The sequence below is a fragment of the Oceanobacillus picturae genome, from assembly GCF_000612865.1.
GTDB lineage: Bacteria > Bacillota > Bacilli > Bacillales > Amphibacillaceae > Oceanobacillus_B > Oceanobacillus_B jordanicus.
This window is the reverse complement of the sequence record NZ_CCAX010000003.1, coordinates 1-26,459: the sequence shown is the minus strand read 5'-3', so window position 1 is coordinate 26,459 and position 26,459 is coordinate 1. Positions and strand designations below refer to the sequence as shown.

Here is a 26,459-nt window from a genome sequence, read left to right as displayed (position 1 = left end):
GCGCGGATTCGCTCATTATGAATGATTCCGCGCTTTTCTATATAAAAAAAGAACTGACTGTTTATTGATAAACGGCCAGTTCTTCTTTTATTGCTATGCGAATTTTATCTAAACATTCTTCAGGTGTGTTACCGAAAATGCGTCTGTTATTAATAAGTGCATATGGCTTTACTCTGCACAAACCGCAAAAGGATAAACATTCGTTCATCAAAACGGCTACTTCTGGAAATTCTTTTTCCAAAATTTCTTCTATATTAATTGTAGTGATTGCATTTCCGTCACAGACCTCAACTACGACTATACCCATACGATCACGTACCTTCTATTGAAATTCTATCCTAATATAGGACTCTGTTAGTTTTAGCATATATTTTAAAAGAAATCAATCGTTTGGTTTTTTGTACTGCACTGGAAGTGTATATAAGTTTGGCTAGATAGCAATGTAGGCGTAGTCAACAAACCCGATGGTTATTGCTCTGTCCGATCAACAAAACTCATGCTAACCCAGTGACGTTTCCTCCATCTACGTAACATAAAGACTCCTCTTAGCCATTCATCCGCGATAAACGCAATCCAAATTCCAATGAGGCCAAGGTCCAAAAAGATTCCGAAGAACCATGCAAACGTTACGCTGATTCCCCACATGGAAGCAATGCCAATATAAACGGGGAATTTTACATCGCCAGCTGCTCGTAATGAACTGATCATTACTAAATTAAATGCTCTTCCTGGCTCTAAAATAACAGTCATCAGTAGAAGGAAGGCACCAGTTTCTAGGATGGTTGGATTGTCTGTAAAAATGCCAAGTAATTGATCGTGAAGTATATAGACCAGGCCTGCTGTTCCCAAGGAAATGAAAATAGAAATTCGCAGGCTCTTTATCGCACGTTCATAAGCATCTTCTATCTTCCCAGCGCCAATCATATGGCCAATTAAAATCTGAGTTCCTTGGCCAATGGCAATCGAGAAGAGAAAAATAAACATCATAATATTTTGGGCATATACTTTGGTTGTAATAGCTACTGTACCAAGCTGTGCTACAAAGTATGTAATAACCATTTGACTAGCATTATAGGAAAGCTGTTCACCTGCAGATGGAATACCAATCTGCAGTAACCCTTTTACATGCTGCCTTGGATAGCGAAGAAATCGCGAAAAGTCTAGCTCGCCTTGCGTACGTTTAATAAGGAGTAATAACAGTACAACAAAACCGATGAAACGGCTAATGGCGGTGGAATAAGCAACACCTGCTACACCAAAGACAGGAAATCCGAACGGTCCAAAGATAACGAAGTAGTTTCCGATCACATTTAAGATATTCATACCAATAGTGACCATCATTGTATCCTTTGTATGTCCATAGCTTCGCAAAATAGCACCAGTTGTCATAATGAGTGCCTGAACAAAAATAAGTCCCCCAACAATTTGCATGTAGGCTGTAGCTTCACCCATAATTTCATTTGGAAGATCCATGATACGTAGGATAGCTTTTGCGCCAAAAAACAGTGCGACGCTTAATAGAAGGGAGAACCAAAGGTTTAAGCTGATTGAAAGCACAGAAATTTCTCCGGCTTGTTTGCTGCGATTTGCCCCCAGGTTTTGTGCAATTAATATTGCTGCCCCCTGTGCTACGAAACCGAACATAACAATTACAACAGAGAGTATTTGGTTGGATACACCAACAGCGGCAACCGCTTTATCCGAATACTGACTGAGCATAAGTGTATCGGCATTTCCCATCAGCATGTGCAGTAGTATTTCGACAAAAATAGGCCACGTAAGAGCGAATAACGTGAGATGCTTCGTTTTATTTTCTTTCATACAGACCCCTCTTTCCTTTTAAAATAAAGAATATATAATCATTAACTAATGGCTTAATAAATGCAATTTGGTTCTGGGCAATAAAGACAGTCTACCTTTTATTTGAGAAAATAAAAAGGTACAAATTTATTACATTAATACCTATCCCAATTGGACAAGTAGTCCCTCGCCATCTAGAAGATGACAATAAAAAACATCCCAAGGGGGCAAAGGCTCCCTGGGATGCTATAGAGCGTCATGCATTTTAAAAAGGTGGTTAACTAGCTAATGTCGTGAGGCGGAAAAGGAATGACTGTGTCCTCCACTATATTCATGTTTATACCATGTCACAAGCATGATAACCCCACTAATGATAAGTAGTACGCTTGTCACAACAAATACAGAGGAGAAGCCGAAGAATCCAGACAGCGCTCCTCCTAACGCAGGGCCAATAATGTTTCCAAGAAAGCGTAGACTGGTGTTATACCCGAGCACTTCCCCTTGCATGGAGAGTGGCGCCTCCTGCCTTATATATGCTATACGTACTGGTATAATACCGCCAATAGAAATCCCCAGCAAAAATCTTAGAACTACTAATTGCCAGATATTTGTAACAAATGCACCAGGTAAGTAGACGATTCCTGCCATGAATAAAAGGAAGATGAGAATCTTGATATAGCCAATTCGATCACCTAACCTTCCCCACCTTCTAGTCATAAGTAAATTACCGAGCCCGGCTGCAGAGAAGGCCATGCCAGAAAAGAAAGCAATACTCGCTGGGCCGTGTATTTCGGCGACGAACAATGACAGGATCGGCTGAATGCTAAAGTGTGCTATTTGAACAAGTACAGAAATCAACATTACTACAAGTAAGACGGGTTTTCTTATAATATGAAGAATGACCTCTTTACTCGAGTAGGATTTATAATCCGAATCATCTTCAGAAATTCTCAAATTCAGTTCTTTAATGCCAAAGAATACTATAATAGCAGAAAGAAATACGGTTAGAGATACCCATTTAAAGGTGCTTGCATAGCCAAATGCATCTGCGAGGACCCCACCGAGTAATGGACCCATTAACGTTCCTGTAATACTCCCAGTTTGCAAGGTTCCTAAGACTTTCCCAGCAATTTCTTTGGGAGTTTGTGTAGAAATGAACGCCTGTGACATTGGGATAAACCCAGTTACGATACCCATAAACAATCGCAATAAAAAAAGCTGCCAGACGGTGGTGGCATAGCCCATTAAAAATACAGATAAACCTAATCCAATGGCTAATATAATGAGGATCCTTTTTCTGCCGTATTTGTCACCAATTCTCCCCCATATCGGTGAAAAGAGAAAAGCAGATACGAACGTAATAGCAAAGATCCAACCAGACCAATTTTGCACATAAGCATCAGAGAAATTTCCCAAAGATTCTATATATAAAGAGATAAACGGCAGTACCATTGTGATACTTCCTGCAATAAAAAAGTTAGCTAACCACATGATAGCTAAGTTTCGTTTTACTAAACTATTATGATCAATGATTGCAATGCCCTTCTTTCTTAAAAATATTTCGTTACCCTAAATATATCTTATTTTACCCTTTGTTTAAAGTTATTTGCATTCCTTTTCTTAACAATTCAACTGTATTCATTTATTACGGAAAAATGTATAATAGTAATGAGGGATATTGCCAAATGGACAGGCATATGCTAAAAAGTGCAGAAAGCCGCATGGAGTTGAACCCTCGCACAATAACCTTCTTATTATCTTAAGAAAAAGGGGAAACGAAGATGAAAAAATTTACGATAAAAAAAGTCTTCATTTTTATGCTTATTGCATTATTTATGTTGGGAACTTCCGTACAGGTTATGGCTGATAGTGGTGCCAGTGATTCAGACAGTATCAATGAAAAGCTCGGAGCTCCAATTGTTGTTTATGGTGACACTTTATCAGAATCACAGAGAGAAGAGGTTCGTAGCTTACTGAAGGTTGCCGATGCTACAGCAGTACAAGAATACAATGTTACAGGAGAGGATATAGCGAAATATATTAACGGTGATGTGCACTCCAATATGTATTCAAGTGCAAAGATAGTGCGACAAGAGGAAGGAAATGGGCTGACGATCAATATTGTAACACCAGAAAATATAACGGAAGTAACAAAGGAAATGTATGCCAATGCGTTGCTTACTGCTGGTGTTGAAAATGCCACCGTTGATGTTGCCTCACCGGTAAAGGTTAGTGGTCATTCTGCTTTGACAGGTATTTATAAAGCGTATGATGTTGAGGGAGAAGAGCTCGATAAGGAACGGATGGAATTAGCTAGTGACGAGCTCGATGTTGCTACAGACCTTGCGGAAAAAGAAGGTATGGACCAAGAGAAAGTAAGTGAGTTATTAGCAGAGATCAAGAAGATGATTGCTGAGCAAAACCCTGCAACAAAAGAGGAAGTTGAACAAATTGTTGAAGATCAATTAAACAAGTTAAACATCACGTTAAGTGATGCGGATAGACAAATGCTAGTTGATTTATTTAATAGAATGCGTGATCTTAATATAAATTTTGATCAGGTAAAAAATCAATTAGAAGATATTGCTTCAACAATTAAAGATAAAGCAGATGAACTCGGTTTAGATGAGAGCTTTTGGGAGAAGGTAGGAAACTTTTTCCGAGAAATTTTCCAGTCTCTCAGTAATATGATAAAAGGATTATTTAACTAGATATAATTAGTGGATGTGTGGAACAAAGGTTGGGTGTTATCCATCTTTACCAAATGATAAAACCATTTACAAACGATTGCATTTAAGTACAGATTTTAAAAATCACAATAAAAGCACTTGACCTCGCGGGGCTATAAGTGCTTTTATTGTGATTATTTTTTTATAGATACGTAACCATACTTAAATAGATAGGTTATACCATAATAAAGTGCAAAGCATTACAGCTATTGTTATTACACCTACTATGAAAGGGATTAAGTAGTTTTGCGGTACGAGTTCTGATAGTGGACGCCTGTCCTTATCCTGCATGCGGCTAAAAAAATGCTGAAAACTATAGAATACAATATCAAAAAATCGCCCTTTTAATACATAACCAGCTAATGAATAAAGAATGAAGAAGGTACCAACAATAAAGGAGACATTTGTATAGGATAGAAGGTTAATCCCTTTGTAAAAAATAAAAGAGAACAAAAGGATTAATAATTGTGAGATGACAATCCACCACAAGACTTTTTTTAACATATTATCAACTTCCTTAAAAGAATATATGAATCATTATATCACTAGTTATTTAGAAATTATAAATTCTATGTTACTGGACAGAGAAAAAGAGGTAAAACAAGGGGTACCCATTAACACTAGATAGTCTAAAGTCCTTAGTGATTAAGTAACTATTAGTTGGAATTACTGAAAGAATTTGGTATTTTAAAGATTGGAAAAATTATGAAATAAAGCGCTGATTTTGTCGAAAATTGTTTGAAGATTCCCCTTATAAACCCTTATAACACAACAGTTTGACCTATTTTACGACGTAAAATGTCAAATTTTATCGAATTAAAAGACAATTTACAATTAATTTCCTTGTTTGTATAATAACTATTGTGAATAAGAAAAGGGAGTGTAAAAAGTGAAAAAGTCAAAATATTATCTCATTATTGCTTTAGCTTTAACAGTAGGATTAGTGCTTTCTGCCTGTAACTCTGGTTCAGATTCTGGCAGTGGTGACGGAGGAGATAGTAACAATTCCTCAGACTCAGGGAAACAAGTCCTAAATATGATAGAAACAGCAGAAATTCCGACTGGCGACCCGGCACTAGCTACAGATGCCTCAAGCTTTATTGTTTTTGGACAAACAATGGAAGGTCTATATATTTTAGATGAAAATGATAACCCTATCCCAGCAATAGCCGATGGGGAGCCTGAAATAAGTGAAGATGGAAAAGAATACACTTTTAAATTGCGTGAAGATGCAAAATGGTCTAACGGTGATTCAGTCACTGCAAACGATTTTGTTTATGCTTGGAAAAGAGCAGTAGATCCTGATACTGGGTCACAATACGCTTACATGTTTTCTGGGATTATAGAAAATGCAACGGCGATCGTAAATGGAGAAGCTGATCCAGAAGAATTGAGTGTAGAAGCAACTGATGATTACACTTTAAAGGTAACTCTTGAAGAACCGGTTGAGTATTTGAATTCATTACTTGCATTTGGAACTTACTTACCATTAAATGAAGAGTTCGTTGAAGAAAAAGGTGACGATTTTGGTACAAATAGTGACAATATGCTAGCAAACGGTCCATTTGTACTTGAAGAGTGGGATGGCACAGGCCTAAATTGGAAATATACTAAAAATGACGAATACTACGATTTAGACAACGTAAGCTTAGATGAAGTAAATGTACAGATTTCCAAAGAACCAGGTACTGCGGTTAACTTATTTGAGACTGGAAAAGCAGATCGTACAGCTGCCCTAAGCGCTGAATATGCGAAACAGTACAAAGGTAACGAAAATGCTGCTACCTTTGAAGAAGGAAGCTCTTGGTATTTGAAGTTTAACCAAGAACGTAATGGTGAAGAAACGCCATTAGCTAATGAGAATATTCGTAAAGCGTTAGCTATGTCTTTTGACAAAGAGGCTTATACTGAACAGGTACTATCTAACGGTTCCGTTCCAGCTGACGGTTATGTGCCAAGAGGCTTGGCAAAAAATCCGGAGACTGGTGAAGACTTCAGAGAAGAAAGTGGAAGCTTAATTTCCTATGATGTAGAAAAAGCTCAAGAGTATTGGGAAAAAGGCTTGAAAGAATTAGGCGTTGATGAACTTAACCTAGATTATCTAAGTGATGATACAGAAAATGCCAAAAAAACGTCTGAGTATTTCAAAAATCAATTGGAAACAAATCTTGAAGGTCTAACTGTTAATCTGAAAAATGTACCATTTAAAGTACGTCTTGATACAGTGACGAAGCAAGATTACGATATTGTAATGCATGGTTGGGGACCTGACTATCTAGATCCAATGACCTTCCTTGACTTGTATGTTACAGACGGTGGAAACAATAATACTGGTTATTCAAGTGAAGAATACGATCAGTTAATTGACGATGCTAAAGTGAAATATGCAAATGATCCTGCTAAACGTTGGGAAGTAATGTTAGAAGCTGAAAAACTTTTAGTACAAGAGGATACAGTAGTTGCACCTATTTACCAACGCGGTAGATTAACACTGATTAAACCATATGTAAAAGGGCTAGAAGAACACTTATTTGGCCCAGATTATTCACTTAAAAATGTAACAATTGAAAAGTAAGGCAAGTAATTATTAAAAGAATAACCAGCAAAATGGTAAAAGAGGGTATTTCATATACTCTCTTTTACCCGTTTTTGTACCCATTTATTTAGAAAATTTTCATTTATTTGTGTTTAGGAGGAAACAGGATGGCGAAGTATATTACAAAGCGTATAATTTTTCTAGTTATTACGTTGTTTATTATAGCTTCAGTAACATTTTTCTTAATGAAGTTTCTGCCTGGTACCCCATTTCAAAATGAAGAAAAATTATCAGTTGAACAGCGAGAAATTTTAAATGAGAAGTATGGCTTGGATCAACCGGTACCTGTACAATATGCGAATTATATGATCAATATTGTAAAAGGTGATTTGGGAGTATCATTTCAATTTGACAATCAATCTGTAACGCACCTATTAGCAAATCGAGTAGGACCATCATTACAGCTTGGTTTTCAAGCAATGCTAGTAGGAACAATAATTGGTATCTTACTTGGTGTACTGGCTGCAATGTTCCAAAATACGTGGATTGATTACGGGAGTACGTTTTTGGCGGTATTTGGAAAATCAATACCATCCTTTGTATTTGCAGCACTCCTTCAATACGTAATAGGAGTTAAGCTCGGATGGCTCCCCGTCGCTTCATGGGATGGATTTTCCTCATCAATCATGCCTACCATTGCATTAGCAATTTTCCCTATCGCAACAGCAGCTCGTTTTATGAGAACGGAACTGATTGATGTTTTAGGATCTGACTATATCACATTAGCTAAAGCAAAAGGTAATTCCAGAATGGAAGTTTCCTTCAAACATGCTGTCCGCAATGCGCTCATTCCCCTGATAACTGTACTAGGGCCAATGGCCGTTGGATTAATGACCGGCTCCATGGTTGTAGAGCAAATATTTGCTATTCCAGGAATTGGTGAGCAGTTTGTAAAATCCATTCAAACAAATGATTTCCCAATCATTATGGGGACAACACTGTTTTTTGCTTTCTTGTTAACAGTGATCATTTTGATTATCGATATACTCTATGGAATTATTGATCCAAGAATCCGCTTGGCTGGAGGGGATAAATCATGACAAAAAGTGCAGAAGAGATAGAAAAGCACCGGTTTGCACCTGCTCCTCAGCAGAATGGTGATAATGAGAGAATCGCGAAACCACAACTTTCGTTTAGTAAAGATGCTTGGCTTCGTGTTAGAAAGAATAAAGGGGCGCTCATTAGTTTAGTTGTTTTGGCGATTGTGGTTCTCATGGCTATAATAGGCCCACATCTTTCTCCTCACGACGGGTACGAACAAGATGTTACAAGAAACAACCTTGCGCCTCGTATCCAAGGTTTAGAAAAATTAGGGATATTTGATGGTACCCAGAAAATTGGTGGGGAAGAAGTAAATAAATATGAAGATCTCAATATAGACGATTATTACTGGTTTGGAACAGATAGCCTTGGACGTGATTTATTCACTCGTACTTGGTTGGGAACTAGAGTTTCGTTATATATAGCACTTTTAGCAGCAGTTATCGATATGCTCATTGGTGTGATATACGGTTTGATTTCTGGTTTTAAAGGCGGAAGAGTTGATAATGTCATGCAACGAATTCTCGAGATACTTTCTGGTATACCGAACTTGATCGTTGTAATTTTAATGTTATTGATTTTAAATCCTGGTATCTTATCCATTACAATTGCCATGGTTATCACTGGCTGGATCGGAATGGCTAGGGTAGTACGTGGACAAGTATTAAAACTAAAAGATCAGGAGTATATCTTAGCTTCAAGAACACTTGGAGCCAAGAACAATCGATTGCTATTCAAACACTTATTACCAAATTTGTCAGGCGTTATTATTATAAACACGATGTTCACGATACCAAGTGCTATTTTCTTTGAAGCTTTTCTAAGTTTTATTGGAATTGGATTACAGGCACCAGAAGCATCCCTAGGTACATTAATTTCCGACGGATATAAAACGTTCCAATTCTTGCCTCACTTAATGGTTATTCCATGTATTGTGATTTGTATTATTTTAATAACATGTAATTTAATTGGAGATGGACTTCGTGATGCATTTGATCCAAAAATGCGCGATTAAAATTGAGGTGAAATGGATATGAAAAAACTATTGGAAGTGAAAGATCTTCATATATCGTTCCATACATTTGCAGGAGAAGTACAGGCAATCCGTGGAGTGGACTTTGATTTAAATGAAGGAGAAACGCTTGCGATTGTAGGAGAATCTGGTTCTGGTAAATCGGTAACAACCAAGTCTATTATGCGCTTGCTACCCCCAGGGAATTCTGAAATAAAGGCTGGGAACATCCTTTTTAATGGTAAAGATCTTACCAAAGCATCGGAAAAAGAGATGCAAAAAGTGCGTGGTCAGGATATTTCGATGATTTTCCAGGATCCGATGACCTCTTTGAATCCTACAATGACAATAGGAAAGCAGATTATGGAGCCTTTATTAAAACATCAAAAGTTAAGCAAACAGGAAGCAAAGGAACGTGCAATTAAATTGTTGGATTTAGTCGGAATTCCCAAACCGGAAATTCGCCTAAAGCAATATCCGCATCAATTCTCTGGAGGAATGAGACAACGTGTGGTAATTGCTATTGCACTCGCTTGTGCTCCTAAAGTACTGATTGCAGATGAACCAACAACTGCTTTGGATGTTACGATACAAGGCCAAATATTGGACTTAATGAAAGATCTACAAAAACAAATTGAGACATCGATTATTTTTATTACGCATGACTTAGGGGTTGTAGCAAATGTTGCTGACCGTGTAGCAGTCATGTATGGTGGTAAAATTGTCGAAATTGGAACAGTGGATGAAATATTTTATAATCCACAACATCCATATACATGGGGGCTAATTAGCTCAATGCCTAGCCTGGATAGTACAGAAGAGGAGCTCTACGTGATTCCTGGTACTCCACCAGACTTGCTTAATCCCCCTAAGGGTGATGCTTTTGCTCAAAGGAACCCTTATGCAATGATGATAGATTTGGAAGAAGAACCCCCAATGTTCAAAGTGTCAGACACTCATTTTGCAGCCACATGGCTTCTGCACCCTAATTCGCCAAAAGTAGAGCCACCTACTGCGGTCAAAGAAAGAATGGCTAAATTCCACGCGAAACAAGCTGATTCTTTGAAAGGGGGAGAGTGACTTGACGGAAAAGCTATTGGAAGTAAAAAATCTTAAGCAACATTTTAATGTTGGAAAACCGAAAGAGGTCCGCGCTGTTGATGGGATAACTTTTGATATCTATAAAGGCGAAACATTAGGGCTTGTTGGGGAATCTGGTTGTGGGAAATCGACAACCGGAAGAACGATAATACGTTTATACGATGCTACAGATGGTGAGGTTCTGTATAAAGGTGTAAATGTTCATGGAAAAAAATCTAGTTCTGAGTTAAAGGAATTTAACCAGAAAATGCAAATGATTTTCCAGGATCCTTATGCATCCTTAAATCCGAGGATGAAGGTATCTGATATTATTGCAGAGGGAATGGATATCCACGGGCTTGCCAAATCACAAAAAGAGCGGATGGAAAAAGTATACTCATTGTTGGAGACAGTAGGTCTTAATCGTGAACATGCCAATCGTTATCCCCATGAATTTTCTGGTGGACAAAGACAAAGGATCGGTATTGCTCGAGCATTAGCAGTAAATCCTGAATTTATCATTGCTGATGAGCCTATTTCGGCTTTGGATGTATCGATTCAGGCGCAAGTAGTTAACCTGTTGAAGAAATTGCAAAAAGAAAAAGAGTTAACTTATTTATTCATAGCGCATGATTTGTCCATGATTAAATATATAAGTGATCGCATTGGAGTTATGTATTTTGGGAAGTTAGTTGAACTTGCTCCAGCAGAGGATTTATACCGTAACCCCATGCATCCTTATACGCAATCATTACTCTCAGCTATTCCGCTTCCAGACCCTGATTACGAGCGGTCAAGAGTGCGAAAAACTTATGACGCTAGTCAGCATAAGTATGAGCAAGGGGAAGAGGTAAAAATGCGTGAAGTAGCACCAGGGCATTTTGTCAGCTGTTCAGAGAAAGAGTTTGCAGAATACAAAGCAAAGTATATTGTATAAAGGTTTTACTAGAGAGAAACTACAACTTAATTTGCCTAATTAAATAGAAGGCTCCGATTATCAGATTTGGTAATCGGAGCTTTTTAGGTTATATGTATTTTAAATAGAGTAATCACAAAATTTTTTAAGTTAAAAACTCTTAATTCTACCAGTCTATATCCAAGTAATAGCAAGGGGTTGAAACGTGTATGGATAAATAACTGAATATTTTAAATATCTAATAATACTAATTTTTTTGCAAAAAAGTAGTGAAATAATTCTAAATTAGTAGTATAATTTGCTCATGGGTAATTTCGAATTATCTGTTAATTAAACTAGAGAAGAATTAGGAGGGTCAATGAATGTTAAAGAAGAAATGGTTTTTGCTATTAACTTTGGTTTTTGCTTTAGGTCTTCTATTAGCAGCATGTAGCGGGGATGATTCGGGAGAAGAATCCAGTGGAGACAGTAATGCAGGGGAAGACAGTTCAGATAATTCAGAAGGATCAGATGGGGAAGAGAAGCTTGCTTCTGACCAAACATTTGATATAAACATAAAAACAGAGCCACCTTCATTAAATCCAGGGACCGCGTCGGATACTACTTCCGGAGCTGTGCTTGATCAGGTTTTCGAAGGTCTAATGCGAATTAACCAAGATGGCGAAGTGGAAGAAGCAATGGCTGAGTCATATGAAGTCTCAGATGACCAAAAAACATACACGTTTAAAATTCGTGAGGATGCAACTTGGTCAAATGGTGATCCTGTAACAGCACAGGATTTTGAATATGCTTGGAAATGGGTATTAGATCCTGACCATGCAGACACTGATTATGCTTACCAGCTATATCCAATTAAAGGAGCTCAAGCAGCAAAAGAAGAAGGGGCATCCTTGGATGATGTAGGAATCACGGTAGAAGATGACAAAACACTTGTCGTAGAATTAAACCAAGGAACTCCATATTTCCTTGATCTAACAGCATTTTATACTTATTATCCAGTTAACCACAACGTAGTAGAAGGTAATGATGACTGGGCACAGGAAGCATCTGACATGTATGTAACAAATGGTCCATTCACTTTGGAATCATGGGCACATAAAGATCAGGTAGTACTTAAGAAGTATGAAGATTACTGGGATGCCGAAACTGTAAAACTTGAAACAATTAACATGTATATGGTTGACGATGCTAACACAGCACTTGAAATGTACAATGATGGAGAATTAGATTGGGCAGGGGATCCAACAAGCTCATTACCACTTCCAGCAATTCCATCTTTGAAGCAGGACGGATCGTTAAATCTATCGTCACTAGCAGGTGTATACTATTATGCATTTAACACTGAAGAGTCGCCTTTTGATAATGCAAATATCCGTAAAGCATTTGCTTCAGCGATTAACCGTGAAGGAATTGTTCAAAGTATTACACAGCGTGAAGAACAGCCTGCAATGGCATTAGTTCCTCCATCAATCTGGGAAGAAAATGAAGAAGGATATTTTGAAGACAATAACGCTGAGCAAGCAAAAGAATATTTGGAAGCTGGCTTAGAAGAATTAGGTATGGACGAATTACCACAAATAAGCTTGTCTTATAACACGGATGAAGGGCATGCTGCAATTGCGCAGGCCGTACAGGATATGTGGAAAGAAAATCTTGGTGTAGATGTTGAATTAAATAATGAAGAGTGGAACGTATATCTTGACAGCATGAGCGAAGGAAACTTCCAAGCAGGAAGAATGGGTTGGTTAGCTGACTTTAACGATGCGATCAACTTCCTTGAAATCTTCCAATCAGTTGGTGGAAATAACTATACAAATTGGGAGAGCGAAGAGTACTCCGATCTACTTGAGCAATCAAGAACAGAGGGCGATGCTGATGCACGTAAAGAAATCTTACGTGAAGCAGAGAAGCTGTTTATGGATGAGATGCCAATTGCCCCAGTATACTTCTATACAAACGCATGGTTAAGTAAAGACTATGTTAAAAATATCGAAGTTTCTGGTCTTGGAGGAGTACAATTTAAGTGGGGTTATCTAACAGAAGAGTAAAAAAAGATAATAAACAATAATGGAGTATAGGGGTATATAATTTATATACCCCTATACTCCCCATATCTTTTAACATAGAAAATTCCAGGAAATAACAACACGACTATTAAACTCCTAGAAAGAATAATGAACATAATAGCGAAGTTCCTACTAGAGCTTTGTTTATCAGTTGTGTATCTGACACCAACATGTTGGGTGACTCGGTACTTTTTAGGGGGTGAACCATTTCACCCCCTTTAAATTTGGAATTAACTAAATACTGCGTTTATTTAGAAAGAAAAGTGGAGGTGTGTACATTTGGCTAGATATCTGCTGAAACGACTTGTTTACATTGTTGTTTCTTTATTTTTAATCGTAACCATTACTTTTTTCTTAATGCAGGCCGCCCCAGGTGGTCCCTTTGCAGCCGAAAAAAAATTGACTCCTGCAATAGAGGCTCAAATGAACGAAGCATATGGGTTGGATGAACCATTGCACGTACAGTATATGAATTATGTGGTCAACGCTTTCTCCTTTGATTTTGGCCCTTCCTTTAAATATGTTGGTCAAGATGTAACGGAAATTATTGCAAGGAGTTTTCCGTATTCCCTAATACTAGGACTGGAAGCTATTCTTATCGCCTTATCAATTGGCGTGTTACTCGGCGTTATTGCAGCTATAAAGCATAACAAGTTTGGTGATTATGCGGCAATGGTAATTGCAGTACTGGGTATCTCGGTTCCGAGCTTTATAATGGCAACTATTCTTCAATATATATTTGCTATAAAGCTGGGCGCGTTACCTGTAGCTAGATTTGATTCCTTCTGGCATTCCATCCTTCCTGCCGTTGCACTAGCTACGACACCATTAGCATTTATAGCACGACTTATGCGTTCCAGTATGCTGGAAGTACTTAATTCGGATTATATAAAGACGGCAAAATCCAAAGGGATGAGTCAAAAAGTAGTAACGTACAAGCACGGACTTCGAAATGCCATCCTTCCAGTAGTATCTTATTTGGGGCCGCTGGTTGTCAGTATCCTTACGGGAAGTTTTATTATTGAGAGTATCTTTGGTATTCCCGGATTGGGCAGTGAGTTTGTACAAAGTGTAACAAATCGGGATTACACCGTAATTATGGGTACGACAGTATTCTTTAGTGTACTACTACTTATATCAATTCTTCTAGTGGATTTATTATATGGTCTCGTTGATCCACGAATTAAGGTTACTGGCAAGGGAGGCAAATCGTAATGGCACAAACACAATTGAAGAATTCAGATTTCGAACCACTATATGTGGATGAAAGTGAAGCTGAGAAAATTGCTGGGGAAAGTAACTCCTATTGGAAGGATGCGTGGCGTCGTTTTAAAAAGAATAAACTCGCACTTTCAGGCGTAGTCGTCATCATTCTATTAGGAATCATGTCTTTTCTTGGCGGACCGATATCAGGGCATAATTATTTTTCAAACGACCTTTTAAGTGCAAACAAACAACCTTCTGCGGAACATTGGTTTGGGACAGATAACCTTGGTAGAGATATTTTTGCAAGAACGTGGTATGGTGCCAAGATTTCATTGTTTATTGGACTAATGGCAGCCTTGATTGACCTTATTATTGGGATTATTTGGGGTTCCATTGCAGGCTTCTTTGGTGGAAAAGTAGATGAGTATATGATGCGTGTTGCAGATATTCTATACGGTGTGCCATATCTTCTTGTTGTAATATTGCTTATGGTAATACTTCCAAAGGGGCTATGGACGCTGATTATAGCAATGACGATCACTGGTTGGATAAATATGGCCAGAATTGTTAGAGGGCAGGTTATGCAATTAAAGTCAGAGGAATATGTGCTGGCTTCACAGTCACTAGGAGCGAGTAATGTAAGGTTGCTATTTAAGCATCTCGTGCCAAATACAATGGGCCCGATCCTTGTTACGTTAACACTAACTATTCCGACTGCAATCTTTACAGAAGCATTCCTTAGTTTTCTTGGACTTGGTGTCCCTGCACCACTTGCTAGTTGGGGAACCATGTCATCTGATGCCTTAGCATCGTTTCAGTACTTCCCATTCCAGCTATTCTTTCCAGCCTTTTTCATTTGTTTGACCATGCTGGCTTTTAACGTAATTGGAGATGGAATGAGAGATGCTCTAGATCCGAAAGAAAGATAGAAAAGGGGAAGATACAAATGAGTAAAATATTAGAGGTGAAAGACCTTTCGATAGCATTTGATACGTATGGAGGAGAAGTTCAGGCGGTCCGTGGTGTAGAGTTTGACCTACATGAACAGGAAACGTTGGCCATTGTCGGAGAGTCTGGTTCAGGTAAAAGTGTAACTGCACAATCACTTATGAGATTAACTCCGATGCCTCCCGGAAAATTTACCAGCGGTTCGATCATGTTTAATGGCGAAAATCTTGTCGATAAGTCGGACAAGCAAATGGAAGAGATTCGTGGAAGAGACATTAGTATGATTTTTCAGGATCCAATGACGTCATTAAATCCAACTATGACAGTTGGAAAGCAAATTGCTGAAGGCCTGATTAAGCACCAAAATATGTCGAAAAAAGCAGCCCATAATCGTGGGGTTGAGTTGCTAAAACTTGTAGGTATTCCAAATCCTGAAACTAGAATCAATCAATACCCCCACCAATATTCGGGGGGGATGAGGCAACGGGCTATGATTGCAATAGCACTTGCTTGTGATCCAAAGCTATTGATAGCTGATGAACCTACTACGGCTTTAGATGTAACAATCCAGGCACAGATTCTTGATCTGATGCGTGAAATCCAAAAGAAAACTGGAACAGCTATTATTCTCATTACACATGATCTTGGCGTAGTTGCGAATGCGGCGAGTAGGGTTGCTGTAATGTACGGTGGGAAAATTGTAGAAACAGGGAATGTTGATGAAATCTTTTATCAACCAAAACATCCATATACATGGGGCTTGCTTTCTTCCATGCCAAGTCTAGATAGTAAAGCGGAAGAATTGGAGGCGATACCAGGGTCTCCACCAGATTTAAAGGATCCTCCAAAGGGTTGTCCTTTCGTTACCCGTTGCCCCTATGCAATGAAAGTTTGTGAGAATCACATGCCGGAATATACCGATGTTTCTGCAACACAAAAAACAGCCTGCTGGTTGCTAGATGAGCGTGCTCCTGATGTGGAACCACCTCAATCTGCAAGAGTTGAAGGGGTGAAGACACATGCTTAGCAGCAAAGAAAAATTACTAGAAATAAAAGATCTAAAAAAGCATTTTAAACTAGATAGAAAAAATATATTGAAAGCTGTCGATGGTGTTTCATTTGATATATATAAAGGTGAAACTTTTGGACTTGTAGGGGAATCTGGTTGCGGAAAATCTACTGCAGGAAGAACCATTATGCGATTATACGAGGCAACAGAAGGCAAAGTTGACTTTGATGGCGAAAACGTACATGGGAAGAAACGTAAAAAGGAATTAAAGAAGTTTAACCAGGATATGCAGATGATTTTCCAAGACCCTTATGCGTCATTAAACCCACGTATGACGGTTAAGGATATTATTGCAGAAGGGCTTGATATTCATAAGCTGGCTCATTCAAGAAAAGAAAGAATGGACAAGGTAAATGAATTGCTAGAAACAGTGGGACTCAACAGTGAACATGGTAACAGGTATCCCCATGAGTTTAGTGGAGGGCAGCGTCAACGTATTGGTATCGCCCGTGCATTGGCAGTAGACCCTAAATTTATTGTAGCGGATGAGCCGATATCTGCACTGGATGTTTCTATTCAAGCACAGGTTGTTAATCTTCTTAAAAGATTACAAAAGGAACATGGGCTTACCTACTTGTTCATCGCTCATGACCTGTCCATGGTAAAACATATCAGCGATCGGGTAGGAGTTATGTACTTAGGGAAAATGGCAGAAATTGCGCCAAGTGATGATTTGTACGCTGAGCCTTTACATCCGTACACACAGGCATTGCTAAGTGCTATTCCCATTTCAAACCCAGAAGTAGAACGTTCTCGCGAGCGTATTATAGTGGAAGGCGATGTGCCGAGCCCTGTAAGTCCGCCAAGCGGTTGTCGTTTTAGAACAAGATGCCCATTTGCTATGGAGTCTTGTGCTAAAGTGGAACCAGAATGGCAAGAGCATACAGAAGGGCATTGGGTTGCATGCCACTTGTATAATGATAAGTACAATCAAGAATACAAACAAAAACAGGCTAATTAATAGATAGAAGAGGACGGGACATAACAGAAAGTTTTAGTCAAAAGACGGATGATAGCTAGAATAAGCGTAAGAAATATACGAAGACTCCTTGAAAATCAAAAAACGATTTTCTGCGTGCGATGCAATGCTGTCGCAGTCTTCCTTGTCCTATGGGAGGAAGGCATAGGCGAGACCCCGGAATGCGGAGCATCCGGAGGCTCACCAGCCGCCCATGGAAAGCGAAGTATATTTCTGAAGCGGTTTTTCAGACACCATTCCTTCGGATTTATCATTTGGGTAAATAACTTTGTCCCATCCTCTTCTTTTCTGTGTGCATTTAAGTAACAAGATAGGCATATTAGCAATCTATTGTAATATTAGTGAGATATATAGGTAATTTGACACAAATCTATTATATTTGTAATATTTGAGGCTAGTTTTGGTAATGCTTGTAATAGACTCTTAAAAGTCTTGTAACTGCATTGGCTCTACCCGTGTGGTACGATAGTCAATGTCAGAAATTCAAGGAGGGACTATCGAATGAGAAAATTAGTAGCTTCATTCGCAACAGGCATTATTATTGCTGGCGCTGCTGCAACAACTGTTTCAGCAGAAGAGTACGAGGTAAAACCTGGAGACAACCTGTGGGACATTGCAGACGAATATAATACAACCGTAGACGATCTAGTTGACATAAATGAATTAAAATCCACTGTAATACTACCAAAACAAACATTATTTATTAATGAAATGTATGAGGTAGAAAAAGGAGATACGTTAATTGGTATTTCTCAAAAGTTTGATACTACGGTAGAAGATTTGAAAGACTGGAACGAATTAGACTCTGATTTACTTACAATTGGACAAGAGTTAAAAATTCAGGGTGTAAACGTTGCAGAGGAAAACAAGCCAGCTACCAAAGTTGAAAAGAAAGAAACAGAGGAAAAAGAAGTAAATACACAGAACACTGCTAAAGCCGATAAAAAAGAGCAAGAAGCGAAAGCAGAGAAAACAACAAAACAAACTTCAGATTCCGATCAAAAAGCAGAAGGGAAAACTATCTCTGTAACAGCAACTGCGTACACTGCAAATTGTGATGGTTGCTCTGGTGTTACTTCAACAGGTGTTGATTTAAATAAAAACCCTGATGCAAAAGTAATCGCTGTTGACCCTAATGTAATTCCACTTGGTTCTAAAGTATATGTGGAAGGTTATGGTTACGCAACAGCTGCCGATATCGGCGGTGCAATTAAAGGTAATAAAATTGACTTGCACGTACCCAATAAAGATGCCGCTTATGATTGGGGCGTTCGTACAGTAGATGTTACTGTTGTTGAATAAGTAAACAATAAAATTAAATATAAGCTTTATAAAATAAAAGGGAAGCATCGTTTAGTAGATGTTTTCCTTTTATTTTTTTATATTAAACATATATTATTTAAGATTGTACACTAATAGAATGCGAGTTTTCGTCAACTATTTCTGTTGCGTCATCATTGACTTGAGTATAACCAATTACGCCAAATCCAACGATGAGCACTGCAAATAAGGCTACAAGTAACTTCTTCATGATGCTGATGCCTCCATTAATTTATTTATCCCTCCTTAACTGACAGTAATCCACCACCAATTGAAGGTTCACGTTATATTTTAAGTATAATCGAGATTGATATTCCTATCTATGCTTTTTGGTTACATTTTTACAGGTAATTCTTACAAATTTGTAAGGGTTTTAGAAGAGTAAGACTATTTAACAGGTACCTACTTCCATTAAACATTTAGTTGGCTTTGTGTTAAACTTAAAGTAAAGAAGAAGTACAACAAAGTGAAACTTCAATCAGTGGGGGTTCATTCTTCCCCCACTGATTGTTAGTTGAACGAATCGGAGTGTTAGCGTCCGTTTTCTCCCACTAAAAACATACAGTTACACCTCAAGTTTAGAAGTGGGAGACTTACGGACGGTTGCACCGGGACAAATCCATGTGGTTGCCATATAAGGAGGAAAAAGTAATGAGTAGTAAGATACTAAATAACTTTTTAAATGAAAATATTGCTGAACTTAAAGAACGTGGATTATATAATGAAATTGATCCAGTAATCGGTGCAAACGGACCGGAAATTAACATTGATGGAAAGTCGTTAGTGAACTTGTCTTCCAATAACTATTTAGGTCTCGCAACAGATGATAGACTGAAAGCGGTTGCGAAAGAAGCTGTAGATTCACATGGTGTTGGAGCTGGTGCTGTACGTACGATTAATGGGACATTGGACCTCCACCTAAATTTAGAGAAAAAGCTAGCTGAATTTAAAGGGACAGAGGCGGCAATTTCCTTCCAATCTGGTTTTAACTGTAACATGGCAGCAATCTCTGCTGTTATGGATAAAAATGATGCGATTTTGTCAGATGAATTAAACCATGCATCCATTATTGATGGTTGTCGTCTATCTAAAGCGAAAATAATTCGTGTGAATCACTCTGATATGGAAGATCTTCGTCAGAAAGCAAAAGAGGCAACAGAATCAGGCAATTATAATAAAGTAATGATTATAACCGATGGTGTATTTTCCATGGATGGTGATATTGCCAAGCTTCCTGAGATAGTAGAAATTGCAGAGGAGTTTGATCTCATCACCTATGTGGATGATGCACATGGATCAGGAGTACTTGGTAAAGGTGCTGGTACTGTGAAGCATTTCGGATTGCAGGATAAAGTGGACTTCCAAATGGGGACACTTTCTAAAGCAATTGGCGTTATTGGTGGGTATGTCGCTGGTAAGGCAAATTTAATTGATTGGCTGAAAGTTCGCTCTCGTCCATTTCTTTTCTCTACAGCCGTTTCACCAGCAGATGCAGTTGCAAGTACCCGAGCTATCGAGTTATTAATGGAAAGCACAGAACTTAATGAAAAACTATGGGAAAATGCAAACTACTTGAAAGCCGGTTTGAAAGAATTAGGCTTTGATATTGGGAATAGTGAAACACCAATCACCCCTTGTGTAATTGGGGATGAGAATGATACCCAAAAATTTAGCAGAAGGCTTTATGAAGAAGGTGTATATGCAAAATCCATTGTATTTCCAACAGTTCCACGAGGCACGGGGCGTGTCCGTAACATGCCAACTGCTGCACATACGAAAGAAATGCTGGATAACGCCTTGAAGGTTTATGAAAAAGTAGGTAAAGAGATGGGTATAATCTAGCATCAACGAAGATGAGGGGTTTGAAAAAATGAAAAAAATACTAGTGACAGGAGCCCTAGGTCAAATTGGCTCCGAACTTTTGGGCAAACTACGAGAGACTTATGGCACGGACAATGTTATTGGTACAGATATTCGAGAAGCAGAGGGCAGCCATAATGATGGCCCTTTTGAAATCGTCGATGTGACGAATGCTGAACAACTTCATGAAGTAGCAAACAAGTACAATATAGATACAGTTATGCACTTGGCTGCATTGCTGTCTGCAAAAGCGGAGGTCTATCCAAAAGTCGCATGGGATATCAATATGGGCGGCCTTGTAAATGCCCTTGAAGTAGCGCGTGAGCTGGATCTAAAATTCTTCACGCCTAGTTCAATCGGCGCATTTGGTCCATCTACGCCAAAAGATAACACTCCACAGGACACGCTTCAGCGTCCAAACACAATGTACGGCGTAAATAAGGTAGCAGGGGAACTATTAGCTGATTATTATTACCACCGCTTTGGTGTGGACACGAGAGGGGTACGTTTTCCTGGCCTAATTTCTTATGTAGCACCGCCGGGTGGCGGAACCACAGATTATGCAGTGGAGATATATTATGAAGCAACTAAAAAGAAGGCCTATCACTCTTATATAGGCGAAGGCACGAAAATGGATATGATGTACATGCCGGATGCTTTAAATGCGATTATCCAGTTAATGGAATCTGATCCTGCTAAATTGGAACATCGTAACGCTTTTAATATTTCTGCGATATCTGCTGCGCCAGAAGACTTCGAAACAGCGATTCAAAAGCATATACCAGATTTCAAATTAAGCTATGATGTGGACCCAGTCCGACAAAACATCGCTAACAGCTGGCCGAATAGCATAGATTCATCTGTTGCCTCGAAAGAATGGGGTTTTAAAGCAGATTATGATATTGATAGAATGACAAAAGAAATGCTGGAAAAAGTAGAACAGAAGCTTGTAAAACAATAAGAATTCAATAAGTAACACCCCGAAGGGTAGGCACTATCTTTCGGGGTGTTTTTTTAGGGAGGCAAACTTTTACAAAAAAGTCGAGTATTTAAGGTAAAAAAAGAGCGAATTACGCTTGTTGCGTTATTCGCTCGAATTCATGTTTAGTGTAACAGATTAACCAGCATACATTGCAGCAATTTCTTTTTGAAGCTTCTTATCTGCAACATACTCATCATAGCTCATTTCTTTGTCCACGATTCCGCTTGGAGTAATTTCAATTAGACGATTAGCAATACTTTCCACAAATTGGTGGTCATGTGATGTGAACAAGATCGAACCTTTGAATTTAATTAGTCCATTATTTAAAGAAGTAATGGATTCCAAATCAAGGTGGTTAGTAGGTTCATCTAACATTAGAACATTGGCATTGCTTAGCATCATTTTAGAAAGCATACAACGCACTTTTTCACCACCGGAAAGGACGCTTGCTTTTTTAAGTGCTTCCTCACCGGAGAATAGCATTCTTCCAAGGAAGCCTCGAAGGAATGTTTCTGTTTCATCCTCTGGTGAATATTGACGAAGCCAGTCAACCAATGGTAGGTCATTGTTTTCAAAATAAGCAGCATTATCTTTAGGGAAGTAGGACTGAGATGTTGTTACGCCCCATTTATACGTACCTTCATCTGGCTCTATTTCGCCTGCAAGGATTCTAAATAGCGTTGTTTTTGCAATGTCGTTTTTACCGACTAAGGCAATTTTATCGTCCTTATTCATTGTAAAGCTGATATTATCAAGGACCTTAACACCACTAACAGTTTTTGTTAATCCTTCTACACGTAAAAGATCATTGCCAATTTCGCGTTCAGGTGTGAAAGCAATGTAAGGATATTTACGTGATGATGGCTTGATATCATCTAGTGTAATATTATCCAACATTTTCTTTCTTGATGTTGCTTGCTTAGATTTAGAGGCGTTTGCACTAAACCTGGCAATGAAATTCTGTAATTCTTTAATTTTTTCTTCTTTTTTCTTGTTATCATTTTGTGCCATTTGTGCAGCCAACTGGCTGGATTCGTACCAGAAATCATAGTTCCCGATATAAATTTGGATTTTACCAAAATCGACATCCGCTATGTGTGTACATACCTTGTTTAAGAAGTGACGATCATGGGATACCACAATAACAGTATTCTCAAAGTTAATTAGAAATTCTTCTAACCATTGGATAGCTTGAATATCTAGTCCGTTTGTTGGCTCATCCAGTAGAAGAATATCTGGATTACCGAATAATGCTTGAGCAAGGAGTACCTTAATCTTTTGGTCTGCAGCAAGGTCACCCATTTGTAACATGTGAAGGGATTCGTCAATGCCTAGTCCTTTTAATAAAACAGCGGCATCAGATTCAGCTTCCCAACCATTCATTTCAGCGAATTCACCTTCAAGTTCAGCTGCACGCATACCGTCTTCCTCGGAAAAGTCGCCTTTCATGTAAATAGCATCTTTTTCTTGTTTGACAGCATATAGTTCCTCATGACCCATCAGAACTGTTTCCAACACTTGATGATCTTCATAAGCAAAATGATCCTGTTTTAATACGGCAAGTCTTTCTCCTGGTGAAAGACTTACATTTCCGGATTGGGCTTCAACTTCCCCCGATAAAACCTTCAGAAACGTTGACTTACCTGCACCATTGGCCCCAATTAGGCCATAACAATTGCCGGGTGTAAATTTTAAATTTACATCCTCAAACAATTTTTTATCTCCATATCGTAAACTTACATTATTTACATTAATCATGTATAACCGATTCCTCCAATAAAAATGAAATTGCAGTCACAGTTAGATTACGGTATTTAAGAGGTTTCGTCAATGTATAACACGCATATATTATAATAGGAAGTAATCTTTTCTAAAAATTTACTTGTATATTTGTTCGTTTTTTGCAATAGTAGATAAAAAGGGATTATGAAACAAGCATCTTAACATATAGAGAGAAGTAAGATTGGAGAGGGGGGACTGATTTGCAAGAGCGAACAATTTATTTGCTATTTACTGATACAGGTACTTACTTAGCAAAGGCCATAAACTTTTGTACACGGCAATCGCTAAACCACGTTTCCATTTCTCTTGATGGAGAGCTAAGGCAAGTATATAGCTTTGGAAGAAAACGTCCAAGAAACCCTTTTATTGGAGGATTTGTAGAAGAAGACGTAACAAGTGATTTTCTAAGAAACTCCCAATGTGCTGTTTACAGTTGTAGCGTTTCAGCAGAAGAATGCGAACAGATCATGGAAAATATAAAAGAAATTGAAGCAAAGAAAGATAATTATCGATATAATTTCATTGGACTTTTTGGCGTATTATTTCATGTTAAAATAAATCGTAAAAACGCCCTGTTTTGCTCACAATTTGTGGCGACAGTACTAGAGGGTGTAAATACAATCCAGGTAAAGAAACCATCCCATTTTATAAGGCCTGGTGATTTACGAACGCTGGAAGGTATGCAATTAATTTATCAAGGGAAATTAGAACATTATCCGCGTCATTTAATGAGGCAAGAGAAAACTTTGGTAACTGGAACGCAGACAGAACAAAAGCAATCATTTATTTTTCTATTATCTTCTAAAGTTAAACGATTTGTTATTCGATAAAAACGGGCTATTGCTCGTTTTTTTATGTTAGGAGAGAATTACGATGCAATTACGATTACTTTTTCCTCTCCCAACAACATTAGTCAATACCTAAGGTCTGATAAGGGATTCGGATACGGAAAGCAAGATTATTTGCCTCAAGATCAATATGCTCTACACCAACTTCGAAATTACTTCGAATATCCATTTCGGTTACGGCAACATAGATTTCTTCCTCTTTTGGATTCACGGTCACCCAGTCTGGCATTGGGAGGTACTTTCCAATATACTCCATTATTTTTCGATTCGGTAATTCAAGTAACCCTATGGATATTGATTTTTGCTTCAATATAATATCCCCATTTTCCTGTACCAATGGTTCTAGGTGTGCAGAGAGCGGAACCGTTGCGGAGAATACAGGAAGTTCTCCAATCAGGTGTACATCCTCATCTAATTCGATACGGTAGTGATGACTCGTGCCCTTCAATAATTGGTCTGTATAAGCGTTTATTAGGTCATTAAGATTTTGTTTTGTCGTTCTTACAACAAATTCTGAGCTTTCATCCTGAGATGTAGCCTCATTTTCGGGATAGGAAGCATCAGGGACTGGCCAGAAGATAAGCGCAAGGAGGATGACTACCACTACAACATTTATCGCTAATAAGCTATAAAATAACTTTTTCCATTTACTTTTTACTTTCCTACGTTCTTTTCGATCTGTCATTGTTTTCATCCTTCTTCACTTGTAAGATATTCAAGCACCCTTTTAGCAATCCGTTTATATCCCTTGTCATTGGGATGGAAGTTATCTTCGGAAAACAGATCAGCTTCTGAACCTTCGAAAAGATCTTTCGTTGGAATATACATTGTATTATCCAGTTCCTCCGTGACCTTACGACTGGTACCGTTCCATTCTTCGACGATAACGCTAAGCTCCTTAATTTCTCGGAAATATTTACTAAAAGGATCGTAAAAACCTAATAAGTATATTTGAGATTTCGGACTAATATCGTGGATTTTAGAAAAGATTTGCCTTAATCTATCTTCATACGAGTTCCGTGCTTCATCAAAGTCTTCCATTTTTAGGTTGGTGAAATTTTCTTTTACCACTTGCATAATATCATTCGCACCAATCGTGATAAGGACAATGTCTGACTGATGTATGGAGTCTACTACCTCGGGATCTTCTAACCTAGAGAGTAACTGATCTGAGCGATTACCGCGTATTCCAAGGTTATCAAATGCTACAAGATCCTCTTCCTTGTTAATGGAACGGTCTAATATTCCGACATAACCACCTTGTTCATTTGTCGCCCCAACCCCCTGGGTGAGCGAATCACCGATGGCCGTTACATGTGTCTCTCTTAATGAAAAGAACTCCAAGGTGCTTTCTACCACATTAACAACGATCTCTGACAGGGGCTTCTGTTCTGTTTCGCTAGCTGACTCTTGTTCAGACTGCTCTTCTTCTTCTTTCTCAAGGTCTTCTTTCTCTTCTTCCGGCAATTCGCTTTCCATAATAGTTACATCTTTAAATTGCGAGTTAGGTTGGTAAGAATAGATAACAACCATGCCGATACCGATAATAAGAACGGAGAGCAAAATAAGTATTATTACATTACGTTTTTTCATTAATATCCCACACCTAGCTGTTTGAATTTATTTAACATGTCAGGGAGTGTAAGTTCCAACAGATTAATTTGTTGGATTCATATTATCCTATGCAAGATAGGCCTGTATTACATGTTGTCAGGCTAGTATTTCTAAAATATCACACTAGATTATCTCATGAATTCCGTCATTTAGGAAGTGGACAACTTCATTTGTATGTTATGTAGGAATACTAGGTTAGAAGAGCAACGTGGGCCCGGTGGATCCAGGTCATGCCGGCGTTGCCACAAGGCGTGGCGTTCTTAGTCGGTCTTCCTTGATACGTGTGCTCTGCGCTTTTCTTTGTCTAGCTCAGAGCGCACAGCGACTAGCGCAACTTCCTTCACCTCCGTACAATAAGTCATCATCGATTCGTACCTCATCGTGATTCCTTTATCTCCTACGGCGGGGAATGCTCCATTAAAACCGCCACTTTTCGTGGCAACATGGAGCCACCTGGCATGGCCAGGCGCAGTTCGTACGTCGCTTTTTGTGCGCTCTTCGCTTTTTTTTTTACATCAAAGAAAAATCGCCTTTTTGAAGGCGATATGTGAAAGAAAAAGGGTTAAGGTTATTTTTCCCCATTTTGCAGAAGGATAAACCTGTTTTTTTGT

At 38.5% G+C, this 26,459-nt stretch carries 23 protein-coding genes; 15 read left to right on the top strand and 8 right to left on the bottom strand.

Annotation, left to right across the window (positions count from 1 at the left end):
• Positions 1-61: 61 nt before the first annotated feature.
• The 3 genes from BN988_RS14645 to BN988_RS14635 form a co-directional block, all read right to left on the bottom strand.
• Positions 62-307 (bottom strand): DUF1450 domain-containing protein, encoded by a 246-nt coding sequence (locus BN988_RS14645; RefSeq protein ID WP_036577616.1) that lies wholly within the window; start codon positions 305-307, stop codon positions 62-64.
• Between the two features lie 161 nt (positions 308-468).
• Positions 469-1,821 carry an MATE family efflux transporter gene (locus BN988_RS14640; RefSeq protein ID WP_036577614.1) on the bottom strand — a complete coding sequence of 451 codons (1,353 nt, stop codon included), beginning with the start codon at positions 1,819-1,821 and terminating at the stop codon, positions 469-471.
• Positions 1,822-2,085: 264 nt separating this feature from the next.
• A complete protein-coding gene (locus tag BN988_RS14635; RefSeq protein ID WP_036577613.1) occupies positions 2,086-3,291 on the bottom strand; it encodes an MFS transporter in 1,206 nt (401 codons plus the stop codon).
• 290 nt (positions 3,292-3,581) lie between these two features.
• On the opposite strand from BN988_RS14635, the gene BN988_RS14630 reads away from it, so the two are divergent.
• Positions 3,582-4,511 carry a DUF1002 domain-containing protein gene (locus BN988_RS14630; protein WP_036577612.1) on the top strand — a complete coding sequence of 310 codons (930 nt, stop codon included), beginning with the start codon at positions 3,582-3,584 and terminating at the stop codon, positions 4,509-4,511.
• Between the two features lie 180 nt (positions 4,512-4,691).
• On the opposite strand, the gene BN988_RS14625 is transcribed toward BN988_RS14630, so the two are convergent.
• Positions 4,692-5,033 (bottom strand): DUF3899 domain-containing protein, encoded by a 342-nt coding sequence (locus BN988_RS14625; RefSeq protein ID WP_036577611.1) that lies wholly within the window; start codon positions 5,031-5,033, stop codon positions 4,692-4,694.
• 385 nt (positions 5,034-5,418) lie between these two features.
• Between BN988_RS14625 and BN988_RS14620 the strand changes: the two genes are divergently transcribed.
• The 11 genes from BN988_RS14620 to BN988_RS14570 all read left to right on the top strand — a co-directional run bounded on the left by BN988_RS14620 (position 5,419) and on the right by BN988_RS14570 (position 18,744).
• A complete protein-coding gene (locus BN988_RS14620; RefSeq protein WP_036577610.1) occupies positions 5,419-7,104 on the top strand; it encodes a peptide ABC transporter substrate-binding protein in 1,686 nt (561 codons plus the stop codon).
• 128 nt (positions 7,105-7,232) lie between these two features.
• Positions 7,233-8,165: an oligopeptide ABC transporter permease gene (gene opp3b / locus BN988_RS14615; protein ID WP_036577609.1), complete on the top strand. Its 933-nt coding sequence runs from the start codon at positions 7,233-7,235 to the stop codon at positions 8,163-8,165.
• Complete coding sequence (gene opp3C / locus BN988_RS14610) at positions 8,162-9,181, top strand: oligopeptide ABC transporter permease (RefSeq protein ID WP_036577607.1); 1,020 nt, start codon at positions 8,162-8,164, stop codon at positions 9,179-9,181. Before opp3b ends, opp3C begins: the two co-directional genes overlap by 4 nt.
• An 18-nt stretch (positions 9,182-9,199) precedes the next feature.
• Positions 9,200-10,258 (top strand): ABC transporter ATP-binding protein, encoded by a 1,059-nt coding sequence (locus BN988_RS14605; protein WP_036577600.1) that lies wholly within the window; start codon positions 9,200-9,202, stop codon positions 10,256-10,258.
• 1 nt (position 10,259) lies between these two features.
• Positions 10,260-11,195, top strand: a complete 936-nt coding sequence (locus BN988_RS14600) for an ABC transporter ATP-binding protein (protein ID WP_036577599.1) — start codon at positions 10,260-10,262, stop codon at positions 11,193-11,195.
• A 341-nt stretch (positions 11,196-11,536) separates the two neighbouring features.
• Complete coding sequence (locus BN988_RS14595) at positions 11,537-13,222, top strand: peptide ABC transporter substrate-binding protein (RefSeq protein WP_036577598.1); 1,686 nt, start codon at positions 11,537-11,539, stop codon at positions 13,220-13,222.
• A gap of 297 nt (positions 13,223-13,519) precedes the next feature.
• Positions 13,520-14,455, top strand: coding sequence for an ABC transporter permease (locus BN988_RS14590; protein ID WP_036577597.1), 936 nt, complete (start codon positions 13,520-13,522; stop codon positions 14,453-14,455).
• Positions 14,455-15,375: an ABC transporter permease gene (locus BN988_RS14585; protein WP_036577596.1), complete on the top strand. Its 921-nt coding sequence runs from the start codon at positions 14,455-14,457 to the stop codon at positions 15,373-15,375. The genes BN988_RS14590 and BN988_RS14585 overlap by 1 nt, the downstream gene beginning before the upstream one ends.
• Before the next feature lie 17 nt (positions 15,376-15,392).
• A complete protein-coding gene (locus tag BN988_RS14580) occupies positions 15,393-16,421 on the top strand; it encodes an ABC transporter ATP-binding protein (protein ID WP_036577595.1) in 1,029 nt (342 codons plus the stop codon).
• Positions 16,414-17,424 (top strand): ABC transporter ATP-binding protein, encoded by a 1,011-nt coding sequence (locus BN988_RS14575; protein ID WP_036577594.1) that lies wholly within the window; start codon positions 16,414-16,416, stop codon positions 17,422-17,424. Before BN988_RS14580 ends, BN988_RS14575 begins: the two co-directional genes overlap by 8 nt.
• A gap of 519 nt (positions 17,425-17,943) precedes the next feature.
• Entirely contained in the window at positions 17,944-18,744 is an 801-nt protein-coding gene (locus BN988_RS14570; protein WP_036577593.1) for a 3D domain-containing protein, read from the top strand.
• Positions 18,745-18,841: 97 nt separating this feature from the next.
• Here BN988_RS14570 and BN988_RS19340 read toward each other — a convergent pair whose 3' ends face one another.
• Positions 18,842-18,973, bottom strand: a complete 132-nt coding sequence (locus tag BN988_RS19340) for a hypothetical protein (RefSeq protein ID WP_259343647.1) — start codon at positions 18,971-18,973, stop codon at positions 18,842-18,844.
• A gap of 440 nt (positions 18,974-19,413) precedes the next feature.
• Here BN988_RS19340 and BN988_RS14565 point away from each other — a divergent pair, with 440 nt between their 5' ends.
• Together BN988_RS14565 and BN988_RS14560 are read left to right on the top strand one after the other, a co-directional pair.
• Positions 19,414-20,604 (top strand): glycine C-acetyltransferase, encoded by a 1,191-nt coding sequence (locus BN988_RS14565; RefSeq protein ID WP_036577592.1) that lies wholly within the window; start codon positions 19,414-19,416, stop codon positions 20,602-20,604.
• Positions 20,605-20,632: 28 nt separating this feature from the next.
• Positions 20,633-21,583 carry an L-threonine 3-dehydrogenase gene (locus BN988_RS14560; protein WP_036577591.1) on the top strand — a complete coding sequence of 317 codons (951 nt, stop codon included), beginning with the start codon at positions 20,633-20,635 and terminating at the stop codon, positions 21,581-21,583.
• Positions 21,584-21,739: 156 nt separating this feature from the next.
• Here BN988_RS14560 and BN988_RS14555 read toward each other — a convergent pair whose 3' ends face one another.
• Positions 21,740-23,362 carry an ABC-F family ATP-binding cassette domain-containing protein gene (locus tag BN988_RS14555; RefSeq protein ID WP_036577590.1) on the bottom strand — a complete coding sequence of 541 codons (1,623 nt, stop codon included), beginning with the start codon at positions 23,360-23,362 and terminating at the stop codon, positions 21,740-21,742.
• Positions 23,363-23,586: 224 nt separating this feature from the next.
• Between BN988_RS14555 and BN988_RS14550 the strand changes: the two genes are divergently transcribed.
• Positions 23,587-24,216, top strand: coding sequence for a hypothetical protein (locus BN988_RS14550; RefSeq protein WP_036577588.1), 630 nt, complete (start codon positions 23,587-23,589; stop codon positions 24,214-24,216).
• Between the two features lie 79 nt (positions 24,217-24,295).
• Here the strand turns inward: BN988_RS14550 and BN988_RS14545 are convergent, their stop codons facing one another.
• Entirely contained in the window at positions 24,296-24,919 is a 624-nt protein-coding gene (locus tag BN988_RS14545; RefSeq protein WP_036577585.1) for a YpmS family protein, read from the bottom strand.
• Between the two features lie 5 nt (positions 24,920-24,924).
• Entirely contained in the window at positions 24,925-25,827 is a 903-nt protein-coding gene (locus tag BN988_RS14540) for an SGNH/GDSL hydrolase family protein (RefSeq protein ID WP_036577584.1), read from the bottom strand.
• Between the last annotated feature and the right edge of the window lie 632 nt (positions 25,828-26,459).